The organism is Phyllobacterium sp. RCAM01083 (genome assembly GCF_055685835.1).
In genome coordinates, this window is record NZ_JBVFZN010000005.1 from 294,909 (window position 1) to 312,378 (window position 17,470).

16 protein-coding genes are annotated in these 17,470 nt (G+C 60.5%); 9 read left to right on the forward strand and 7 right to left on the reverse strand.

Going from position 1 to position 17,470, the window contains the following annotated elements; genetic code table 11:
* The first annotated feature begins 246 nt into the window (after nt 1-246).
* From greA to ACZ25R_RS08175, 3 genes are read left to right on the forward strand one after another with little or no spacing between them, the layout of a single operon-like run.
* Complete coding sequence (gene greA, locus ACZ25R_RS08165) at nt 247-720, forward strand: transcription elongation factor GreA (RefSeq protein WP_112526015.1); 474 nt, start codon at nt 247-249, stop codon at nt 718-720.
* Complete coding sequence (locus ACZ25R_RS08170) at nt 692-1,792, forward strand: glycosyltransferase family 4 protein (RefSeq protein ID WP_472460675.1); 1,101 nt, start codon at nt 692-694, stop codon at nt 1,790-1,792. The genes greA and ACZ25R_RS08170 overlap by 29 nt, the downstream gene beginning before the upstream one ends.
* Nucleotides 1,789-2,517: a glycosyltransferase family 25 protein gene (locus ACZ25R_RS08175; protein ID WP_472460676.1), complete on the forward strand. Its 729-nt coding sequence runs from the start codon at nt 1,789-1,791 to the stop codon at nt 2,515-2,517. The genes ACZ25R_RS08170 and ACZ25R_RS08175 overlap by 4 nt, the downstream gene beginning before the upstream one ends.
* Here ACZ25R_RS08175 and ACZ25R_RS08180 read toward each other — a convergent pair.
* Both ACZ25R_RS08180 and ACZ25R_RS08185 read right to left on the reverse strand, forming a co-directional pair.
* On the reverse strand, nt 2,514-2,984 hold the full coding sequence (locus tag ACZ25R_RS08180; RefSeq protein WP_223612615.1) for an Lrp/AsnC family transcriptional regulator: 471 nt from the start codon (nt 2,982-2,984) through the stop codon (nt 2,514-2,516). The two genes, ACZ25R_RS08175 and ACZ25R_RS08180, sit on opposite strands and share 4 nt — an antisense overlap.
* A 113-nt stretch (nt 2,985-3,097) precedes the next feature.
* Nucleotides 3,098-4,498, reverse strand: coding sequence for a TrkH family potassium uptake protein (locus tag ACZ25R_RS08185; protein WP_464661315.1), 1,401 nt, complete (start codon nt 4,496-4,498; stop codon nt 3,098-3,100).
* Nucleotides 4,499-4,775: 277 nt separating this feature from the next.
* Here ACZ25R_RS08185 and trxB point away from each other — a divergent pair, with 277 nt between their 5' ends.
* Nucleotides 4,776-5,750: a thioredoxin-disulfide reductase gene (trxB, locus tag ACZ25R_RS08190; RefSeq protein WP_346307438.1), complete on the forward strand. Its 975-nt coding sequence runs from the start codon at nt 4,776-4,778 to the stop codon at nt 5,748-5,750.
* Nucleotides 5,751-5,810: 60 nt separating this feature from the next.
* Nucleotides 5,811-6,707: a LysR family transcriptional regulator gene (locus tag ACZ25R_RS08195; RefSeq protein ID WP_105732078.1), complete on the forward strand. Its 897-nt coding sequence runs from the start codon at nt 5,811-5,813 to the stop codon at nt 6,705-6,707.
* Between the two features lie 339 nt (nt 6,708-7,046).
* Here the strand turns inward: ACZ25R_RS08195 and msrP are convergent, their stop codons facing one another.
* The gene (gene msrP, locus ACZ25R_RS08200) at nt 7,047-8,027 is read right to left on the reverse strand and encodes a protein-methionine-sulfoxide reductase catalytic subunit MsrP (RefSeq protein ID WP_472460677.1); all 981 of its coding nucleotides are present in this window, start codon (nt 8,025-8,027) and stop codon (nt 7,047-7,049) included.
* A gap of 140 nt (nt 8,028-8,167) precedes the next feature.
* Nucleotides 8,168-9,370 (reverse strand): pyridoxal phosphate-dependent aminotransferase, encoded by a 1,203-nt coding sequence (locus tag ACZ25R_RS08205; RefSeq protein ID WP_288193566.1) that lies wholly within the window; start codon nt 9,368-9,370, stop codon nt 8,168-8,170.
* A 237-nt stretch (nt 9,371-9,607) separates the two neighbouring features.
* Between ACZ25R_RS08205 and ACZ25R_RS08210 the strand changes: the two genes are divergently transcribed.
* Nucleotides 9,608-10,234, forward strand: coding sequence for a glutathione S-transferase family protein (locus ACZ25R_RS08210; RefSeq protein WP_472460678.1), 627 nt, complete (start codon nt 9,608-9,610; stop codon nt 10,232-10,234).
* Here the strand turns inward: ACZ25R_RS08210 and ACZ25R_RS08215 are convergent.
* Nucleotides 10,223-11,149, reverse strand: a complete 927-nt coding sequence (locus tag ACZ25R_RS08215) for a LysR family transcriptional regulator (RefSeq protein ID WP_472460679.1) — start codon at nt 11,147-11,149, stop codon at nt 10,223-10,225. The genes ACZ25R_RS08210 and ACZ25R_RS08215 overlap by 12 nt on opposite strands.
* 123 nt (nt 11,150-11,272) lie before the next feature.
* Here ACZ25R_RS08215 and ACZ25R_RS08220 point away from each other — a divergent pair, with 123 nt between their 5' ends.
* The gene (locus ACZ25R_RS08220) at nt 11,273-12,304 is read left to right on the forward strand and encodes a zinc-dependent alcohol dehydrogenase family protein (protein ID WP_472460680.1); all 1,032 of its coding nucleotides are present in this window, start codon (nt 11,273-11,275) and stop codon (nt 12,302-12,304) included.
* 212 nt (nt 12,305-12,516) lie between these two features.
* The gene (locus ACZ25R_RS08225) at nt 12,517-13,938 is read left to right on the forward strand and encodes an amidohydrolase (protein WP_472460681.1); all 1,422 of its coding nucleotides are present in this window, start codon (nt 12,517-12,519) and stop codon (nt 13,936-13,938) included.
* Nucleotides 13,939-14,027: 89 nt separating this feature from the next.
* Here ACZ25R_RS08225 and ACZ25R_RS08230 read toward each other — a convergent pair whose 3' ends face one another.
* Entirely contained in the window at nt 14,028-14,240 is a 213-nt protein-coding gene (locus ACZ25R_RS08230) for a cold-shock protein (protein ID WP_027233379.1), read from the reverse strand.
* A 333-nt stretch (nt 14,241-14,573) separates the two neighbouring features.
* Between ACZ25R_RS08230 and ACZ25R_RS08235 the strand changes: the two genes are divergently transcribed.
* Nucleotides 14,574-16,358, forward strand: coding sequence for an ABC transporter ATP-binding protein/permease (locus tag ACZ25R_RS08235; protein WP_472460682.1), 1,785 nt, complete (start codon nt 14,574-14,576; stop codon nt 16,356-16,358).
* 187 nt (nt 16,359-16,545) lie between these two features.
* Here the strand turns inward: ACZ25R_RS08235 and ACZ25R_RS08240 are convergent, their stop codons facing one another.
* Nucleotides 16,546-17,421: an NAD(P)H-binding protein gene (locus tag ACZ25R_RS08240; RefSeq protein ID WP_472460683.1), complete on the reverse strand. Its 876-nt coding sequence runs from the start codon at nt 17,419-17,421 to the stop codon at nt 16,546-16,548.
* Nucleotides 17,422-17,470 lie beyond the last annotated feature (49 nt).

Below are 17,470 nucleotides of genomic sequence, written 5' to 3' on the forward strand. Positions count from 1 at the left end.
CTGCTCTATCGATTGCCGTGATGGACTGCAAGAGCCCCTAAGGGAGCATTGCTCCCCGGCGGCACAGGGAAAACCGGCCGATCCGCGACATTTTCTACTTTCTTCGTGAAATCGCCGGAAAGAGTGCTATATTAAACGACGAATGACTGAACGGTTCCGAAGTCTTGAGCTTCGGTGACCGTTTTCTTTTTGTGTCGCGCGGCCCTGGCGGGGCGCATTTGACACTTGACTGCGAAAGGAGAGGGCATGGAAAAGGTCCCGATGACTCAAGGCGGATTTGACAAGCTCAAGGAAGAATTGCGCTGGCGCCAGCAGGAAGAGCGGCCCCGCATCATCCTGGCAATTTCGGAAGCGCGCGCCCATGGCGACCTCTCGGAAAATGCCGAGTATCATGCCGCCAAGGAAGCCCAGAGCCACAATGAAGGCCGCGTCAGCGAGCTCGAAGGCTATATCGGGCATGCCGAAATCATCGATATCTCGAAATTGTCCGGCGACAAGATCAAGTTCGGCGCCACCGTCCAGCTGATCGACGAAGATACGGAAGACAAGAAGATCTACCAGATCGTCGGCGATCAGGAAGCTGATCCGAAAGCCGGCCGCATTTCCATTTCCTCACCCATCGCCCGTGCCCTGATCGGCAAGAGCGAAGGCGACACGATCGAGGTCAATGCACCGGGCGGCGCCCGTTCGTATGAAATCGTCGGGTTCAAGTTCGCCTGATATCGTGCCGGAACCGGTAAGCAACGTCGAGGTGATCGCTCCGAATTTCAAGCGCAAGCTTTCCGGGGTCACCTCGACTATCGTGCAGCTCATTCCGCTGCAGCGGGCCAACGGCCTCAAAATCGTGGCCATGGGACCGGGTCTTCCCGACAACCTGCCGAAAATCGGGTGGCGTTCGCTGCCCGGTTTCTGGTTCAGGCCAAAGACCAGACCCTTCCGAATCTGGCATGCCCGCCGCAACAACGAGATGCTTGCGGGTATTCTGATGCGCCATGTCCTGCGCATGAAGCTGTCACTGCTCTTTACCTCGGCAGCGCAGCGCGACCACAAGCCCTTCACCAAATGGCTGATCCGGCGGATGAATGCCGTGATTGCCACCAGTGCCAAATCCGGCAGCTATCTGCAGGTGCCGCACACCGTGATCATGCACGGGGTGGATACGGACACGTTCCATCCGCCGGCAACGCCCGAGGATGCCTTTGCCGCCTCCGGCCTGCCGGGCACATATCTTGTCGGCTGTTCCGGGCGTATCCGCCATTCAAAGGGCACGGATCTTTTTGTCGATGCCATGATCAATCTCCTGCCGCGCTATCCCGAATGGACGGCCGTCATGACGGGCCGGACAACCGCCGAACACAAGGGGTTCGAGCAGGCGCTGCGTGAGAAGATTGCCGGGGCGGGATTGCAGGATCGCCTGCTCTTTCTGGGCGAAGTGCCTGACGTGAAACTCTGGTACCGCCGCATGACCCTTTATGTCGCGCCGTCGCGCAATGAGGGTTTCGGCCTGACGCCGCTGGAAGCCATGGCCTCGCAAACCGCCGTTGTGACCAGCGATGCCGGTGCCTATGCGGAGATGGTCGAGCGCGCCACGGGCACCGTTGTTCCGGCGGGTGACCGGCCGGCACTGGAAGAGGCCATCGAACGCTATCTCGCCGATCCGGCAAAATGCGAGGAAGCCGGAAAGGCCGGACTCGAACATGTGCGGGAAAATTTCCCGCTGCAGAACGAAGCGGCGAAAATCCTCACCGTCTACGAGCGCCTGTTCGCGGGCAGCATCCGGGCCGGATCATGAAGGTTGCCGCGTTCATCATTCACCTCAAGCGTGCTGAAAAACGCGGCGCGCATGTCAGGGCATTGATGCAGCGGCTGCCGGTCGCAGCGGAGATTATCGACGCCGTCGACGCGCAGCAGCTCAGCGAGGGTGAAATCACGGCGGTCTACAGCCGGACATCCCGGCATTTCCCGCCTTATCCCTTCCCGTTGCGCACCACCGAGATCGCCTGCTTTCTCTCGCATCGCAAGGCGTGGCAGGCGATTGTCGACGGCAATCTCGATGCGGGCCTGGTCATCGAGGACGATGTCGATATCGATCCGGGCTTTGCCGATCAGCTGAAGCTGGCGATGGAGACGGTGCGGCCCGGCGATTACATCCGCTTTCCGCGCTGGACGCGGGGCGAAAAGGGCGGCGATATTGCCCGCCAGGGTGGTAACGCCGTCATGCAGCCCGCATTGCCCGGCCTCGGCATGCAGATGCAGCTGATCGGCCGCGATGCCGCGGTTGCGCTGCTTGCAGCGACGAAGCGGTTCGACCGGCCGGTGGACACCACGCTGCAGATGCGCTGGCTGCACCCGGTGCGCATGCTGTCCGCCCGGCCCATCACCATTCGCGAGATCGATTTCAATCTCGGCGGCACGGTCGTCCAGGGCAAAAAGACTCTTTCGGACAAGCTGAAGCGCGAAGTGCTCCGGCCGTACTACCGTGTCTTGCTGTACTTCTATTCGAAAATTCGCGGTTAGAGCACCATCAATGGTTCGTTCTTGACCGCGCGGATGGTCAGCGAGGTGCGGACGGAATCGACATTCGGCGTCGATGTCAGGTCTTCGATGACGAAATTCTGGAAAATGCTGATATCGCTGGCCACGCAATGCAGGAGGAAGTCGGATTCGCCCGACACCATCCATGCCCGGCGCACGATGGTCCAGCTGTTGGTCTTTTCGGCAAAGCTCTTCAGGTCGGCGTCCGATTGCCGGTGCAGCCTGATCATGCAGAAGGCGACGATATCCTGGCCGAGGATCGAACCGTTCAGAATGGCCCGGTAGCCCTGGATGATGCCGCCTTCCTCGAGCTTGCGCACCCGGCGCAGGCAGGGCGGTGCCGATATGCCGACACGTTCGGCAAGCTCCACATTAGTGATGCGGCCATTGTCCTGAAGCTGTTTCAGGATTTTCCAGTCGATCTCGTCCAAGTCCGCCTTCAAAGGCATGGTCTGATTATATCCCTGTCAAAAAGGCGCTTACAGCGAGCACCATAGGCGATTCCTGCCGCTGTGTAATGCATTCGCATCCGGTTACAAACAGGTTCATAGCAGGAAAGCCTCTACCGGCTCCAGAAGCTGCGTGTAAACAGAATGACGACCGTGATGATTTCGAGCCGGCCCGCCAGCATGAGATAGCTCAGGAGCAGAAGCGAGGGGTCGCTGAGTGTCGAAAAGTTGCCGACCGGCCCGATCGTATCGCCGAAACCCGGCCCGACATTGGAAAGCGCCGTCAGTGCCCCGGTGATCGACGTGCCGAGATCGTTGCCGAGGATCGTCAGCGCCGTGGCCCCAACGATGAGGGACGACATGTAGAGAAAGATGAAGAGCAGTGCGGATTGCGCGACCTGCGGGCTGATTTCCGCGCGGCCATAGCGCATTTTGATGACGGCATTCGGCATGATCAGCCGCGTCAGACTGGCGGATGCCAATTGCCAGAGGATGATCAGGCGATTGAGCTTGATGCCGCCCGACGTCGACCCGGCACAGCCGCCGATGAACGTCACGATGAAGAAAATGCCGAGGGCTTCCGGGCCCCAGCGCGTATAGTCTTCGGTTGCAAAACCTGTGGTTGAGATAATCGAGACGAGATTGAACGCGGCGGCAATCAGGGCATCGCCAAACCCGATGCCGGTTTCCAGCGTGAGCCCCACCGCCAGAAAAAAGCTGAGGCCGATGATGATGATGAAGAACAGGGTCACCTGCGGGTCGGCGAGCGAGGTCAGGCGCTGCGGCATGACGGCCTTGATGTAGAGCACGAAGGGCAGGGCGCCGAGCACCATGAAGATGGTGGCGATGACGAGAATGGCCCGGTTGTGGGCATAGAAGCCCAGGGATGAATCATGCGTGGAAAAGCCGGCGGTGGCGACGGTCGTCATGCCGTGATTGACCGCATCGAACATGCCCATGCCGGCGGCGAAGTAAGACAGGGTGCACAGCACCGTCAGGCTGACATAGGCGATGATGATGCCGGTGGCGATCTGGTGGATGCGCGGCAGGATTTTCTCCGACTTGTCGGAGGATTCCATGTGCAGGAGCTGGATGCCGCCCACGCGCAGCGACGGCAGCAGCAACAGGCCGAGGCCGACGAAACCGAAACCGCCGAACCAGCACAGCAGCGAGCGCCAGAGCAGGATGCCGCGCGGCATGGCATCGAGCCCTGTCAGCACGGTGGCGCCCGTCGAGGTGATGCCGGACATGGATTCGAACAGCGCCTTGGCGAAACTGATCGGCAGCGTCGAGAAATAGAGGGGCAGGGACCCGAGCAGCGCCGCCGTGAGCCAGACGGAAACGATCAGGAGAAAGCCGAGGCGCGGGGTAAACCGGATATCGGGATTGTGGGTGGCGAGGGCGACAAGCCCGCAGAGCACACCGGTGAAAATCGCCGATTCCACGAAGGTGATCCAGTCCCGGTTGCCGATATGCAGATCAACAGCGGCGGGAATCAGCATGGCTGCCGCCATGACCAGACCAAATCGCGCGCAAATATTGATGATGGTGCGAAAAATGAGCGGACCTCAGAACGGGAAGAGAGACATGGGAATGTTTCATAACCGGTTCCGTCAGGCGCCACAATGCGCGCCAAACGGCAAAACACCGCGTACAAGCTGTGGCTAACCGGCCTATATCACGCGCAGACCTTGCAACGGAGGGGGCTGACCCACTACCTTATGGCATTGGAAATGATCATAAGTCTGCTCCCAACCCGTTCTGGCTGAACATCTGTTTATAGGTCTTGATATGTCACAGCGCCACGTGCCCGTCCTCATTATCGGTTCCGGTCCTGCCGGCTATACCGCAGCCATCTATGCGGCCCGCGCCAACCTGAAACCTGTGATCGTTGCCGGTCTGCAGCAGGGCGGCCAGCTGATGATCACCACGGATGTCGAGAACTATCCGGGCTATGCCGATCCGGTGCAGGGGCCATGGATGATGGACCAGATGCGCATTCAGGCCGAACATGTCGGCGCCGAGATCATTCACGATATCATCACGGAAGTGGACATTTCCGTCCGGCCGTTCCGCCTTGTCGGTGATGGCGGCACGCAGTACACCTGCGATGCGCTGATCATTGCGACGGGTGCGCAGGCGAAATGGCTTGGGATACCGACCGAACAGGCCTTCATGGGCTTCGGCGTTTCTGCCTGTGCCACATGCGACGGTTTCTTCTACCGCAACAAGGATGTCGTCGTTGTTGGCGGCGGCAATACGGCCGTCGAGGAAGCGCTCTATCTTGCCAATCTGGCAAAGTCCGTCACGGTCGTGCATCGCCGCGATCATTTCCGTGCGGAAAAAATTCTGCAGGACCGCCTGTTTGCCCGCGAAAATGTCAAAGTCGTCTGGGACAACGTCATCGACGAAATCACGGGTACGGAGGCAAAGCCGCCTATGGCAGCATCGGTTTCCGGTGTGCGCCTGAAAAATGTCAAGACAGGCGAGACGACGGACATTGCGACGGACGGTGTTTTTGTCGCCATCGGTCATGCGCCGGCAGTTGAACTGTTCAAGGGGAAACTCAAGCATAAGCCGAATGGCTATCTGTGGACCGCTGCGGATTCGACGGCGACCGATGTTCCCGGTGTTTTCGCCGCCGGCGATGTCACCGACGATATCTATCGTCAGGCCGTGACAGCGGCCGGAATGGGCTGCATGGCGGCCCTTGAGGCCGAACGCTGGCTGGCGGCACAGGAACCGGTGCGCCAGGCTGCCGAATAAGGGCGTTTGAGATAAGGCCGGTTGCGATATGCGGAACCGGAATGGGGGAGAGACTGCGCCATGTCGCTTGACTGGGACAAATTGCGAATATTCCATGCTGCGGCGGAGGCTGGGTCATTTACCCATGCCGCCGAGACGCTGCATCTGTCGCAATCGGCCATCTCCCGCCAGGTGAGCGCATTGGAGCAGGATGTCGGCGTTCCCCTGTTTCACCGGCACGCGCGCGGCCTGATCCTGACCGAGCAAGGCGAGGTGCTGTACCGCACGGCGCATGAAGTGCTGATGAAGCTGGAAAACGTCCGCTCGCGCCTCACCGAAAGCAAGGATCGCCCGTCGGGCAAGCTGCGCGTCACCACCACCGTTGGTCTCGGTTCCGGCTGGTTGATCGAGCGCGTGCAGGAATTCATCGAACTCTATCCGGAAGTGCAGCTGCAGCTGCTGCTCGACAACGAGGAGCTGGATCTGACGATGCGCCACGCGGATTGTGCGATCCGCCTGCGCCAGCCGCAGCAGCCTGACCTGATCCAGCGGCGGCTGTTCACGGTGCATATGCACGTCTACGCCTCGCCGGGCTACATCGCCAAATACGGCAAGATCGAAAACATCGATGAGATCGATTCCCATCGCATCGTCAGCTTCGGCGAGCCGGCACCGTCTTACCTGACCAATCTCAACTGGCTGGAAGGGATCGGCCGGTCCGACGGCAATCTGCGCCCCGCCGTTCTGCAGATCAACAACCTCCTGTCGATCAAGCGCGCCATCCAGAAGGGCGTCGGCCTCGGCGTGCTCCCCGATTACATGGTCGAGAAGGATTCGACCCTCGTGCGCCTGCTGCCGGAGATGGAGCTGCCATCCTTCGATACGTTCTTCTGTTATCCCGAGGGAATCAAGAACGCGGCGAAATTGCACGTGTTTCGAGATTTCCTTTTCTCGAAGGCGCGCACCTGGTCCTATTGATCGGCTGTTTTCGCATTTTTTGCGAAAAAATTTTCTTTCGCGAGCGGGCCGGTTCGGAGCATGATCTTGCCGGATTGCACCGCAAACACGCGCTCTCATTTCAAAAATGCCGATAAATTGTCGGTATGCATTTGGCGCATGGGTGCATTGCACAATTGGGGGATTGCAAGAAACGGTTAAAGGGCCCATATCCACATCACTAGCCGATGCGTCTCCTCCTCCCATTGCGCATCCGCTAGTGTTCCCCTCTGGAGGTTTTGCCAGAAATGGCATCCTTCAAAACTTAAGGCCGGGCAATTGTCCGGCCTCTTTTCTTTTCTGGGGTATGTTTCCAAAAAATCAGCGATAGAGCGTTTCGTTTTCGAGCCCCGTGTAGAGGGACGCGACCTGATCGCCATAACCATTGAACAACAGCGTCGGCACGGTTTCACCCGTGTGCAGCACGCGCTCCTGCGCCTGGCTCCAGCGCGGGTGTGCCACCGCCGGATTGACGTTGGCCCAGAAACCGTACTCGTTCGACGCCAGTTCCTCCCAGAAACTTACCGGCCGCTTGTCGGTGAAGGTGATCCTGCGGATCGACTTGATCGACTTGAACCCGTATTTCCACGGCAAAGCGAGGCGGATCGGCGCGCCGAACTGGTTGAGCAGGGGCTTGCCATAGGCGCCCGTCACCAGGAAGGCGAGCTCATTGGCCGCTTCCGCCATGGTGACACCTTCTACGTAAGGCCATGTATAGAGAAAGCCGTTCTGGCCGCTGGCCATGGACGGATCGTTGAAGGTCTCAAAGCGGATGTATGTGGCCGAGGCAAGCGGCTTTGCCATCTCAACCAGTCTGGACAGGGAAAAGCCGGTCCATGGGATGGTCATCGACCATGCCTCGACACAGCGATGGCGATAGAGACGCTCCTCCAGCGGGATTTTTGCTTCAAGATCGGCAAATTCGATGGTGAAAGGTTTTTCCACCATGCCATCGATGTTGATCGCCCAGGGATTGGTGATGAGGCTCTGCGCTTCCGCATAAATGCCCTTGTCCGATCCGAATTCGTAGAAATTGTTGTATGTCGCGTTGATCTCTTCCGGTGTCAGGCTGCGGTCGAGCGTATAGGCGTCATTGCGTCTGGCCGGATAGAGCGCCGGGTTGCCGGCGGGTTTATGCTCCGCTGCGGCGCGCGCTGCCTTTGGCAGTGCCGTGAGCGCAGCGGTTGCCAGCGCACCAAGCCCCCAGGCCTGCAGGATCGACCGCCGGTTGAGGAATGCCGCCTCCGGGGTTGCCAGGGCTTCGGCTATCGCCCAGGCGGGCTTGCGGTGAATGGCGGCCATAACTGTTCTTTCATCTCTGCGGCGTTGCGGTGGAAATATGCCATTTCCGTGCAAGAACGATCAACACAAAGCCGTGAAGCCTTTGCCGCAAAGAAAAAGGGGCCGATGGGCCCCTTTTTGTCTTCAATCCGGTTGTGCGATCAGCGCAGGCTGGCGCAGAAGCGCTGGATGCGCTTGCCGGCTTCCTCGAGCTTGGCATCCGACGTCGCATAGGAAATGCGCAGGTTCGGTCCAAGGCCGAACGCCGAGCCATGCACGGCGGCAACGGCTTCGCTCGACAGCAATTCGCTGACAAAATCCTCGTCGGTTTCGATCACCTTGCCCGACGGCGCTGTCTTGCCGATGGCGGCTGCGCAGGACGGGTAGACGTAGAAGGCGCCTTCCGGCTTGGGGCACTGCAGCAGCGGCGCCTGGTTCAGCATGGAAACGATGAGATCGCGGCGGCCTTCGAACGCCTTCTTGAACACCGGCAGGTGTTCCTGCGTACCATCCAGTGCCTCGACGGCGGCCCACTGCGAAATCGCGCTGGTGCCGGATGTCTGCTGACCCTGCACCATGTCCATGGCGTTGATCAGCGCCTGCGGTCCGGCGGCGTAGCCGATGCGCCAGCCGGTCATGGCATAGGCTTTCGACACGCCGTTCATGGTCAGCGTGCGGTCATAGAGGCTCGGCTCGACCTGTGCCGGGGTGACGAACTTGAAGTCGCCATAGGTCAGGTGTTCGTACATGTCGTCGGTGAGAACCCAGACATGCGGATGACGGACGAGAACGTCGGTGATCTTCTTCAGCTCATCCCAGCTGTAGGCGGCGCCCGAAGGATTGGACGGCGAATTGAGAATGACCCACTTGGTCTTCGGCGTGATGGCGCGTTCCAGATCTTCCGGCTGCAGCTTGAACTCATGCTGCTGCGTGGCCGAGACGATGACCGGCGTGCCGCCGCACAGCGCCACCATTTCCGGGTAGCTCACCCAGTATGGCGCAACGCAGATGACTTCGTCGCCGGGATTGAGCGTGGCGAGCAGCGCGTTGTAGATGACGTGCTTGCCGCCGGTGGAGACGATGGTCTGGCTCGGCTTGTATTCCAGCTCGTTCTCGCGCTTGAACTTGCGGGTGATCGCCTCGCGCAGCGGCACGATGCCGGAAACCGGGGTATACTTGGTTTCGCCGCGGCGGATGGCGGCAATGGCGGCTTCCTTGATGTTGTCGGGCGTATCAAAATCCGGTTCGCCAACGGAGAGCGAGATCACATCCCGGCCCTCGGCTTTCAGATCGCGTGCTTTCTGGGTGATCGCAATCGTTGCGGAAACCTTCACACGGGAAAGGGCGTCGGCGAGGAATGCCATGGTATCGTTCTCCTGAAGCGGGTGTTTGACAAGGGGTAGCCGGTGTGCGGGTCTGCTATGTCGCAACAGGCGCGGAATCGCAAGCAAAAGCGTGCGCAAAAGGCTTCACATCGCGCTGTTTCTATGCAGGGTGTGACATGAAACATTCAAAGCATCACCGCCGTTCATGCGATGTTTCACGCAAACCGATGAGACCGGACACCAGCGGCGATATTCGCCCGCCACAGGAGACCAGCCATGCCGATACTTTACTCGCAGCTCAGCTCCGGAAATTGCTACAAGCCGCGCCTGCTGATGGCGAAGCTCGGCCTGCCGTTCGAGCATGTGGCCATTTCATCGACGGACGGTTCGACGCGAAAACCGGAATTCACCGCCAAGAACCCCAATGGCAAGGTGCCGCTGCTGGAGCTTGACGATGGCCGGTTCCTGGCGGAGTCCAACGCCATCCTGCTCTATCTGGCCGAGGGAACCCGGTTTATCCCAGGCGATGCCTATGCGCGCGGCCTGATGTATCAATGGCTGTTCTTCGAACAATATACGCACGAACCCAATATCGCGGTGCGCCGCGCCCTGCTTGTCTATCCCGAACGGGCGAAGGATGCGACGCCGGAACGGCTGGCGGCCACGCTGGAAGGCGGCAACAAGGCGCTGCTCGTCATGGAACAGCAGCTGCAGAAGACGCCCTATTTCGCCGGTGACGCCATCAGCATCGCCGACATCGCGCTCTATGCCTATACCCACGAGGCCAACCAGGGCGGTTATGATCTCTCGGCCTATCCGTCCGTGGCGAAATGGCTGAGCCGGGTTGCCGGTGACGAGGGACACGTGCCGATCACCTGGCTGCCGGAGGCGTCAGGCGGCTGATTTGATTTCGCCGTCCGTGCCGGTCATGCCGGGCAGGCGGGAGGCGAGGGCGTCGATGAGCACCCGCATGCGCGCCGGCATGAAGGGCGCCCGCGGCCAGACGGCATAGGTGTCGAAAACCAGCGGTTCGACGTCGGGCAGAACCCGGACAAGGCTGCCGCTGTGCACCCGTTCGCGAATGAGCCAGCAGGGCAGCCAGGCGAGCCCCATGCCCGCGACCGCCATATCGGCGGCGGTATCCAGATCATCGAGGATCAGCCGGGTGCGGGCCGGGGCCGCATAAGTACCGCCCTTGCCATCGGGGAAAAGCCAGGGCCGGGTGTTGCCGTCGCGGCCATAGACGATGGAGTCGTGCCCGGCGATATCCCCGATGGTGCGCGGGGTTCCGCGTGCGGCGAGATAGGACGGCGCTGCACAGATGGTCATGCGCTGGCGTGCGATGCGGCGGGCGGTGAGGACGGCGCTGTCGGGCAGGACCGCGTTGCGGACGACGAGGTCATAGCCTTCCTCGATCAGGTCCACCGGCCGGTCGGTGAAAGACACGTCGAAGCGCAACGCCGCGTATTGGCGGGAGAGGTCGGCGATGACGGGCGCCACGCAGTAACGGCCGAATATCACGGGAACGCTGATGCGCAGGCGGCCAGCCGGTTGTTCCCTGTCGGAGGCCAGGGCACCTTCCGCTATGTCGAGTTCCGCCAGGATGCGCACGCAATGCGCGTAGAAGGCGTTGCCGTCGCTCGTCAGCGTGAACGCCCGCGTGGTGCGATGGCAGAGACGCACGCCAAGCCGCTCCTCCAGCCGGGCGACCGCCTTGCCGACGGCCGAGCGCGACAGGTGCAGTTTTTGCGCGGCGGCGGAAAAGCCGCCGGCATCCACCACCGTGACAAACTCCTGAATACCCGCAAGCCGGTCCATTCTTCGCTCCATTGTAGAATGGAACGATACAATAATGGGTGGAATGGGCGCAACTGCATCGTACTGCGATCATATAAAACGCTGTTCTCACCCCGGCTGACGGGGCATGCAAGGACAGAGATGATGACGAAGACGATGAAACGCTGGACGCTGAATGGGGCCGGACGCGACAATCTCAAACTGGTCGAGGCCGAAGTGCCAACGCCCGGGCCCGGTGAAATTCTGGTCAAGGCCGCGGCGGCTTCCCTCAACTACCGCGACAAGCTGCTGGTCGATCTCGGCTTTGGATTGCCGGCGCCCCAGACGGAACCGCTCACGCCGCTGTCGGATCTGTCCGGCACGGTTGCGGCGGTCGGCGCCGGTGTGACGCGCTTTGCCGCGGGTGACCGCGTCATCTCGACCTTCCTGCCCGACTGGATCGATGGCAGTGGTCCCGGCACGGCGCGCGATCCCAATGGCCGCACCCTTGGCGGGCCGATGCAGGGGGTTCTGGCCGAATATGTCGTGCTGCACGAGGACTGGGCGGTTCGGGCGCCGGACACGCTGACCGGTCTCCAGTCCAGCACGCTGCCCTGCGCCGGCCTCACCGCATGGACCGCCCTGGTCGAACGCGGCAGGCTCAGGGCCGGGCAGACCGTGGTTGTCATCGGAACCGGCGGCGTGTCGATCTTCGGCATGCAGATTGCGCTGATGCACGGGGCGAATGTTATCGTTGTCTCCGGCGACGACAAGAAACTCGCCTGGGCCAGGGAACTCGGTGCCCATCATGGGATCAACCGCCAGAAGGAGGATTGGGTCGAAGCCGTCTACCGGCTGACCGGCGATCGCGGCGCCGACCACATCCTTGAGACGATCGGCGGCGCCCATCTCGACAAGTCCCTGCGCGCGGCGGCGGTCGGCGGACGCATTTCGCTGATCGGGGTGATCGACGGCTTTGAGATATCCGGCGGCTTTGGCCCGTTTGCCCGCAAGCGCGTGGTTGTCGAGGGCATTCAGGTCGGGCACCGGCGGGCATTGGAGGATCTGGTTGCCGCGTTCGAACTGTCGGGTGTTACCCCCGTCGTCGATGCCGTTTACACCATGGCGGATTTTACCGACGCGCTCGATCATCTGGACCGCGGACCGTTCGGCAAGGTGGTCGTCGAGATCGGCTGAGGACGCCGAGATTCACAATCGGCAGGCTCGATCCGAGCCTGCCGATTGTGTGCGGTGAATATCTTGAACGAACGGTTGCAGGGGGATGGTTTCATTCTGCCAATGGCCAGGCTCCGTTCTTGACAGCGCCGCGGGTTGGGGTACCATCGTGTTTTATTGCATTTGAAACGAATTTTTATTGCCTCTCATTTTCAGCACGAAGGTCGATTGCCATGAAATTATTCACGCCCGCAAAGTCTTCTTCACCGCAGCGATTTGTAGCCGAAGCCATTGATGACGTGCTTGAGCGCCGTCAGTTCCTCAAGACCCTATGTGCCTGTTGCGGATTGTTCGCGCTGGGCGTCTCACCACTTCACGCCGCATTGAATATTGAGCCCGCCCCGGCTCGAAAGATCCATGGCGTCTTCGATACGCAGGCGCATGACATCGAAGAGCGGATGATTGCCTGGCGGCGCGATATCCATGAAAATCCGGAACTGGGCAACCAGGAGGTCCGCACCTCGGCGCTCGTGGCGCAGCACCTGAAGGCGCTTGGCTATGACGTCCGGGAGAAGGTCGCCACCACCGGCATTGTTGCGGTTTTGAAAGGTGAGGCGGGGGCGGGTCCGGTCATTGCCCTGCGTGCCGATATGGACGCCCTGCCTGTCGAAGAAAAGACCGATGTGTCGTTTGCATCCAAGGCGCGGGCAATCTGGGATGGTGATGACGTGCCTGTCATGCATGCCTGCGGTCATGATTGCCACGTGGCCATTCTGATGGCCGCCGCTGAAATCCTCGCGCGGAACAAGGCACATCTCAAGGGAGCGGTGAAGCTGCTGTTCCAGCCTGCCGAAGAGAAACTGCCCAGGGGTGAGATCGGCGGCGCTCGAAAGATGCTGGAAGAGGGCGCCTTCGCTGATCCGAAACCCGATGTTGTGTTTGGCCTGCATGTGGGCAGCAATCTTGCTGCCGGAATGGTTGGTTATTGTTCCGGTCCTGTCTCTGCAGGGTCCGATGCTTTTCGGCTGACGGTAAAAGGCAAGCAGACGCATGCCGGGTCTCCCTGGAGTGGTGTTGATCCCATCGTCATCGCATCGGAAATCGTGTCGTCCATGCAGACGCTGGTCAGCCGTGAAACCGATGTCGTGCGCGAGCCGGCGGTTCTCAGCGTTGGCGTGTTCAAAGGCGGGACACGCTACAACATCATCCCTGCCAAGGTGGAGCTGGCAGGCACGCTGCGCACCTCGGTCGAGCGGCAACGCCAACATATGATGGAGCGCTTCACCGAACTGGCGACGCTGGTCGCCAAGGGAATGGGGGGTGAGGCAGAGGTTATCTGGGAGGCGAACGGCTATCCGCCCGTCATCAACAACCCGGAGCTGACAACCAGGATGGCCCCGACGCTTGCCCGTGTTGCCGGGATAGACAACACGAAGCTGATCGAGCGCGGCATGGGTGGCGAGGACTTCTCCTATTTCGCGCAGGCCGTTCCCGGCTTTTTCTTCAGGGTCGGGATCACGGGCAAGGGGCGGGACCCGCGGGAAGCGCCGGCCAACCACTCCGATCTCTTCCTGGTCGATGAAAGCGGCCTCATCGTCGGTTTGCGCGCCATGCTGCAACTGGTGGCTGACTACTCCGAAAGCGATATCGTCTGAGCCAGCCCGGAAATGCAAAAAGGCGGGATCAAAATCCCGCCTTTCCAAATTTGTATATTCGAAAACCTGTCGATTTTCGCGTGCGGCGATTAGCCGGCAACGCTGAGGTTGTCAGCGGACGACTTGCCCGAACGACGATCCTGTACGATTTCGTAGTTGACCTTCTGGCCGTCATTGAGGCCGCGCAGTCCTGCGCGCTCAACAGCGGAGATGTGTACGAATACGTCTGCACCGCCGGTGTCAGGCTGGATGAAACCATAGCCCTTAGTGCTGTTGAACCATTTCACTGTTCCCGTAGCCATGGGAAATTCCTTTCAGAGATATAAGACAGGCAACATACAGCTATGCTGCCCAGGGAATCGAACCTATGCAATGGAGTTCATCAGGAAGCGCAACGGGTTACGCAGGTCGCAAAGTCACTCGACCGATAAATCGATGCGGGATACATAAGACAGAATCGGAGCCGAAACAAGCGGGATTCAAATCAGCCACATGTGCCCGTCACGCGCGCGCCGTTGACCGGGCGGAATTCAGCCTTACTTCCCTTGGGTAAATCCGGCGCTTTATCCGGTGCAATCCAACCAACAATGATAAAGTGGAGAGGCCGAATCACGGTCGTCCACGGGGGCTAGCTCATGGCGGAAGACAAACAGAGCAAGACGTCCGCCATCGCCGTTGCCGGCGAAGTACAGGCGGGCCTGCTTTCTCAGCTCCGCGTTATCTTGCATGTCTACTGGATATCACCCGTCCGCAACCGGCTCGTCCTGCTGCTGCTCAGCATGTTTGCCATCATCATCATCACCTCCGCCGGCCAGGTTCGTCTGGTGCAATGGAACGGGCGCTTTCTCGATGCGCTTTCCCATCGCGATTTCACCGCGTTTCTCAACGAATTGCTGGTTTTTCTGGGAATCGCCATCTGCCTGTTGATTCTGGCCGTCGGGCAGACCTGGTTCAATCAGATGACCCGCATGAAACTGCGCGAAGGTCTGACCCGCGATCTCATCGGCGAGTGGCTGGTTCCCCGGCGGGCCTTCAAGCTGTCGAATTCCGGGCCAATCGGCGTCAATCCCGATCAGCGTCTGCACGAGGATGCACGCCATCTCGCCGAAATGTCGACCGACCTCGGTTTCGGCCTGTTGCAGGCCTCCATTTTGATGATGAGCTTCATCGGCGTGCTCTGGGGGCTGTCCAGCGGCTTCATCTTCAACGTCTACGGCCACAGCTTTTCCATTCCGGGCTACATGGTGTGGGCGGCCATCCTCTATGCCGGTTCCGCTTCGTCCATCAGCTGGTTTGTCGGGCGCAAGCTGATCAAGCTCAATGCGGACCGCTACCAGCGTGAATCCGACCTGCGCTTTTCGCTGATGCGCGTCAACGAGCATATCGATGCGATTGCGCTCTACCGGGGCGAACAGGATGAAAAGGTCCGGCTTGGTCTGGATGTCGATTCGCTGCTCGCCGCGATCCGCCAGCTGGTAACGGCCTGGACGCAGCTCGTATGGGTGACCTCCGGCTATGGCTGGTTCACGCAGGTCGCCCCCTATCTGGTGGCCGCGCCCGTGTATTTTGCCGGTAACCTGTCATTCGGCGGTCTGATCATTGCCGTCGGCGCCTTCAATCAGGTCCAGGCATCGCTCAAATGGTTCGTCGACAATTTCAGCGCCATTGCCGACTGGCGCGCCACGCTCTTGCGCGTGACGTCATTCCGGCAGGCGGTCCAGTCGATGGACACGCTGAACAGCGTCGAGCAGCGCATCAAGTTTTCCCAGTCGGAAGGCAACCAGCTTGTTTTCGATACGCTCAAGATCACGGCACCGCTGGCAACCGTGCGCCTGAAGGAGAAAAAGGCGGTCGTCAATGCGGGCGAACGGGTGCTGATCACCAGCGAACCCGGCATAGACAGGACGCTGCTTTTCCGTGCGATTGCCGGTCTGTGGCCATGGGGTGCCGGCAATATTGCCCTGCCGAAAGACACGGCGATCCTCTATATGCCGCGCTCGCCCTATTTTCCGCCTGGCAGCCTGCGGGAGGTCATGTCCTATCCGCTTGGGAAGGGGGCCTTTCCCGACAGCGAGCTCATTTCAGCGCTGCATGAGCTCGGTCTGGACCGTCTCAAGACCATGCTCGACTTCCGCTCGCGCTGGGACCGCGAACTGAGCGACGACGAGCAGCAATCCCTGGCCTTTGCCCGCCTGATGCTGCACAAGCCGGACTGGGTGGTCATCGACGAGGCGCTGGATGCCATGGAAGCGGGCGCGCATGACCGGGTGATGGCCGTGCTGCGCGACAAGCTCGCCAAGTCCACCGTGGTGCATATCGGGCGCGAGGACATGAGCAACCACGTCTTTTCCAAGGTGCTGCACTTTGTCAGCGATCCCAGCGGCCACGGCATGGAAGCGGAAGGCCTGAGCGGCGTCTAGGCGCTTTACCGCTGCGCGATTTATAGCGCGTGGTTCGACAAGCTCACCATGAGGGACGTGGGCGGGCTGCAGGGAGCACCGTTCCGCAACGTTTGTGATTGATCTTGCACCAAACCACCTTCCTCATGGTGAGCTTGTCGAACCACGCACCAGGCACGCACCAATAACATGCCGTCTTGCCATTCCCTCACATGAACAGCGGGGCATGCTCCTTGACCCAGTGGCTGAAGCGGCGGGGCGGGCGGCCGATGACCTGCTGGACGCTTCCCGTGACGGCGCGCCCTTCCGGCGGCGGATTGCTGTTCCACGCCACCACATAGTCGATGACGTCTTCGCCAATGCCGAGTTCACGCATGGATTGCCGCGTGTGCTCCTCGCTCACCTCGACATAGCGGATCGGCTTGCCGGTGGCGGCGCTGATCGCCTTGATCTTGTCCGGTATGGTCAGGACTTCGCAGCCCGTCAGCTTGAGGGTCTTGCGGGCGTGGCCGCCATGGCTGAGAATCCGGGCGGCGACCGCTGCCACATCCGCCTCGTGGATGAGAGTTCTTGCCGTGCTGCCATAGGGCTCGCGCACGATATTGGCTGACTTGATGCTCTTGATCCAGCCGAGCGTGTTGGACATGAGATCGACGGGCTGCAGGATGGTCCATTCCAGATCACTCGTCCTGACGGCCTCCTCGACGCTTCCGGCCCGCCCGTCGCTGAGCACGCTGATGCGCTGCACGCCCTCCCAGCGCGCCAGCTGGACAATCTCGGCGCCGTTGTCGAGAGGCGTGTAATCGTCGCCGCCGATGGTAATGAGATGCATGCCCGCCACGCCGGCAAGCGCCCGTTCGAATGTTTCCGGCCGCGTCAGGTCGCCCTCGACCACCTCGACGCCTTCAGGCAGATTGGCGCGCTGCGCATCGCGGGTGAGCGCCCGCACGAGATAGCCGTTTTCCAGCAGCTCATTGACGACGTGCCGGCCGACATTGCCCGTCACGCCTGTCACAAGAAACCGTTTTGCCTGAAACAGCCGGAGAAACTGTGCGTCTGTAAGTCGTTCGATATCGGTCAACATGCGTGCTCCTGAGTGGATGGATTCCGGGCGGAGTGAAGCTTATAAAACC

What these genes read in the sequence shown, in the direction of transcription:
- msrP (WP_472460677.1), bottom strand. Translation starts at nt 8,027, where the DNA reads ATGGCCGCCATTCACCGCAAGCCCGCCTGGGCGATAGCCGAAGCCCTG.
- ACZ25R_RS08220 (WP_472460680.1), top strand. Translation starts at nt 11,273, where the DNA reads ATGACGAAGACGATGAAACGCTGGACGCTGAATGGGGCCGGACGCGAC.
- trxB (WP_346307438.1), top strand. Translation starts at nt 4,776, where the DNA reads ATGTCACAGCGCCACGTGCCCGTCCTCATTATCGGTTCCGGTCCTGCC.
- ACZ25R_RS08215 (WP_472460679.1), bottom strand. Translation starts at nt 11,149, where the DNA reads ATGGACCGGCTTGCGGGTATTCAGGAGTTTGTCACGGTGGTGGATGCC.
- ACZ25R_RS08175 (WP_472460676.1), top strand. Translation starts at nt 1,789, where the DNA reads ATGAAGGTTGCCGCGTTCATCATTCACCTCAAGCGTGCTGAAAAACGC.
- ACZ25R_RS08180 (WP_223612615.1), bottom strand. Translation starts at nt 2,984, where the DNA reads ATGCCTTTGAAGGCGGACTTGGACGAGATCGACTGGAAAATCCTGAAA.
- ACZ25R_RS08240 (WP_472460683.1), bottom strand. Translation starts at nt 17,421, where the DNA reads ATGTTGACCGATATCGAACGACTTACAGACGCACAGTTTCTCCGGCTG.
- ACZ25R_RS08210 (WP_472460678.1), top strand. Translation starts at nt 9,608, where the DNA reads ATGCCGATACTTTACTCGCAGCTCAGCTCCGGAAATTGCTACAAGCCG.
- ACZ25R_RS08170 (WP_472460675.1), top strand. Translation starts at nt 692, where the DNA reads ATGAAATCGTCGGGTTCAAGTTCGCCTGATATCGTGCCGGAACCGGTA.
- ACZ25R_RS08235 (WP_472460682.1), top strand. Translation starts at nt 14,574, where the DNA reads ATGGCGGAAGACAAACAGAGCAAGACGTCCGCCATCGCCGTTGCCGGC.
- ACZ25R_RS08205 (WP_288193566.1), bottom strand. Translation starts at nt 9,370, where the DNA reads ATGGCATTCCTCGCCGACGCCCTTTCCCGTGTGAAGGTTTCCGCAACG.
- greA (WP_112526015.1), top strand. Translation starts at nt 247, where the DNA reads ATGGAAAAGGTCCCGATGACTCAAGGCGGATTTGACAAGCTCAAGGAA.
- ACZ25R_RS08195 (WP_105732078.1), top strand. Translation starts at nt 5,811, where the DNA reads ATGTCGCTTGACTGGGACAAATTGCGAATATTCCATGCTGCGGCGGAG.
- ACZ25R_RS08225 (WP_472460681.1), top strand. Translation starts at nt 12,517, where the DNA reads ATGAAATTATTCACGCCCGCAAAGTCTTCTTCACCGCAGCGATTTGTA.
- ACZ25R_RS08230 (WP_027233379.1), bottom strand. Translation starts at nt 14,240, where the DNA reads ATGGCTACGGGAACAGTGAAATGGTTCAACAGCACTAAGGGCTATGGT.
- ACZ25R_RS08185 (WP_464661315.1), bottom strand. Translation starts at nt 4,498, where the DNA reads ATGGCGGCAGCCATGCTGATTCCCGCCGCTGTTGATCTGCATATCGGC.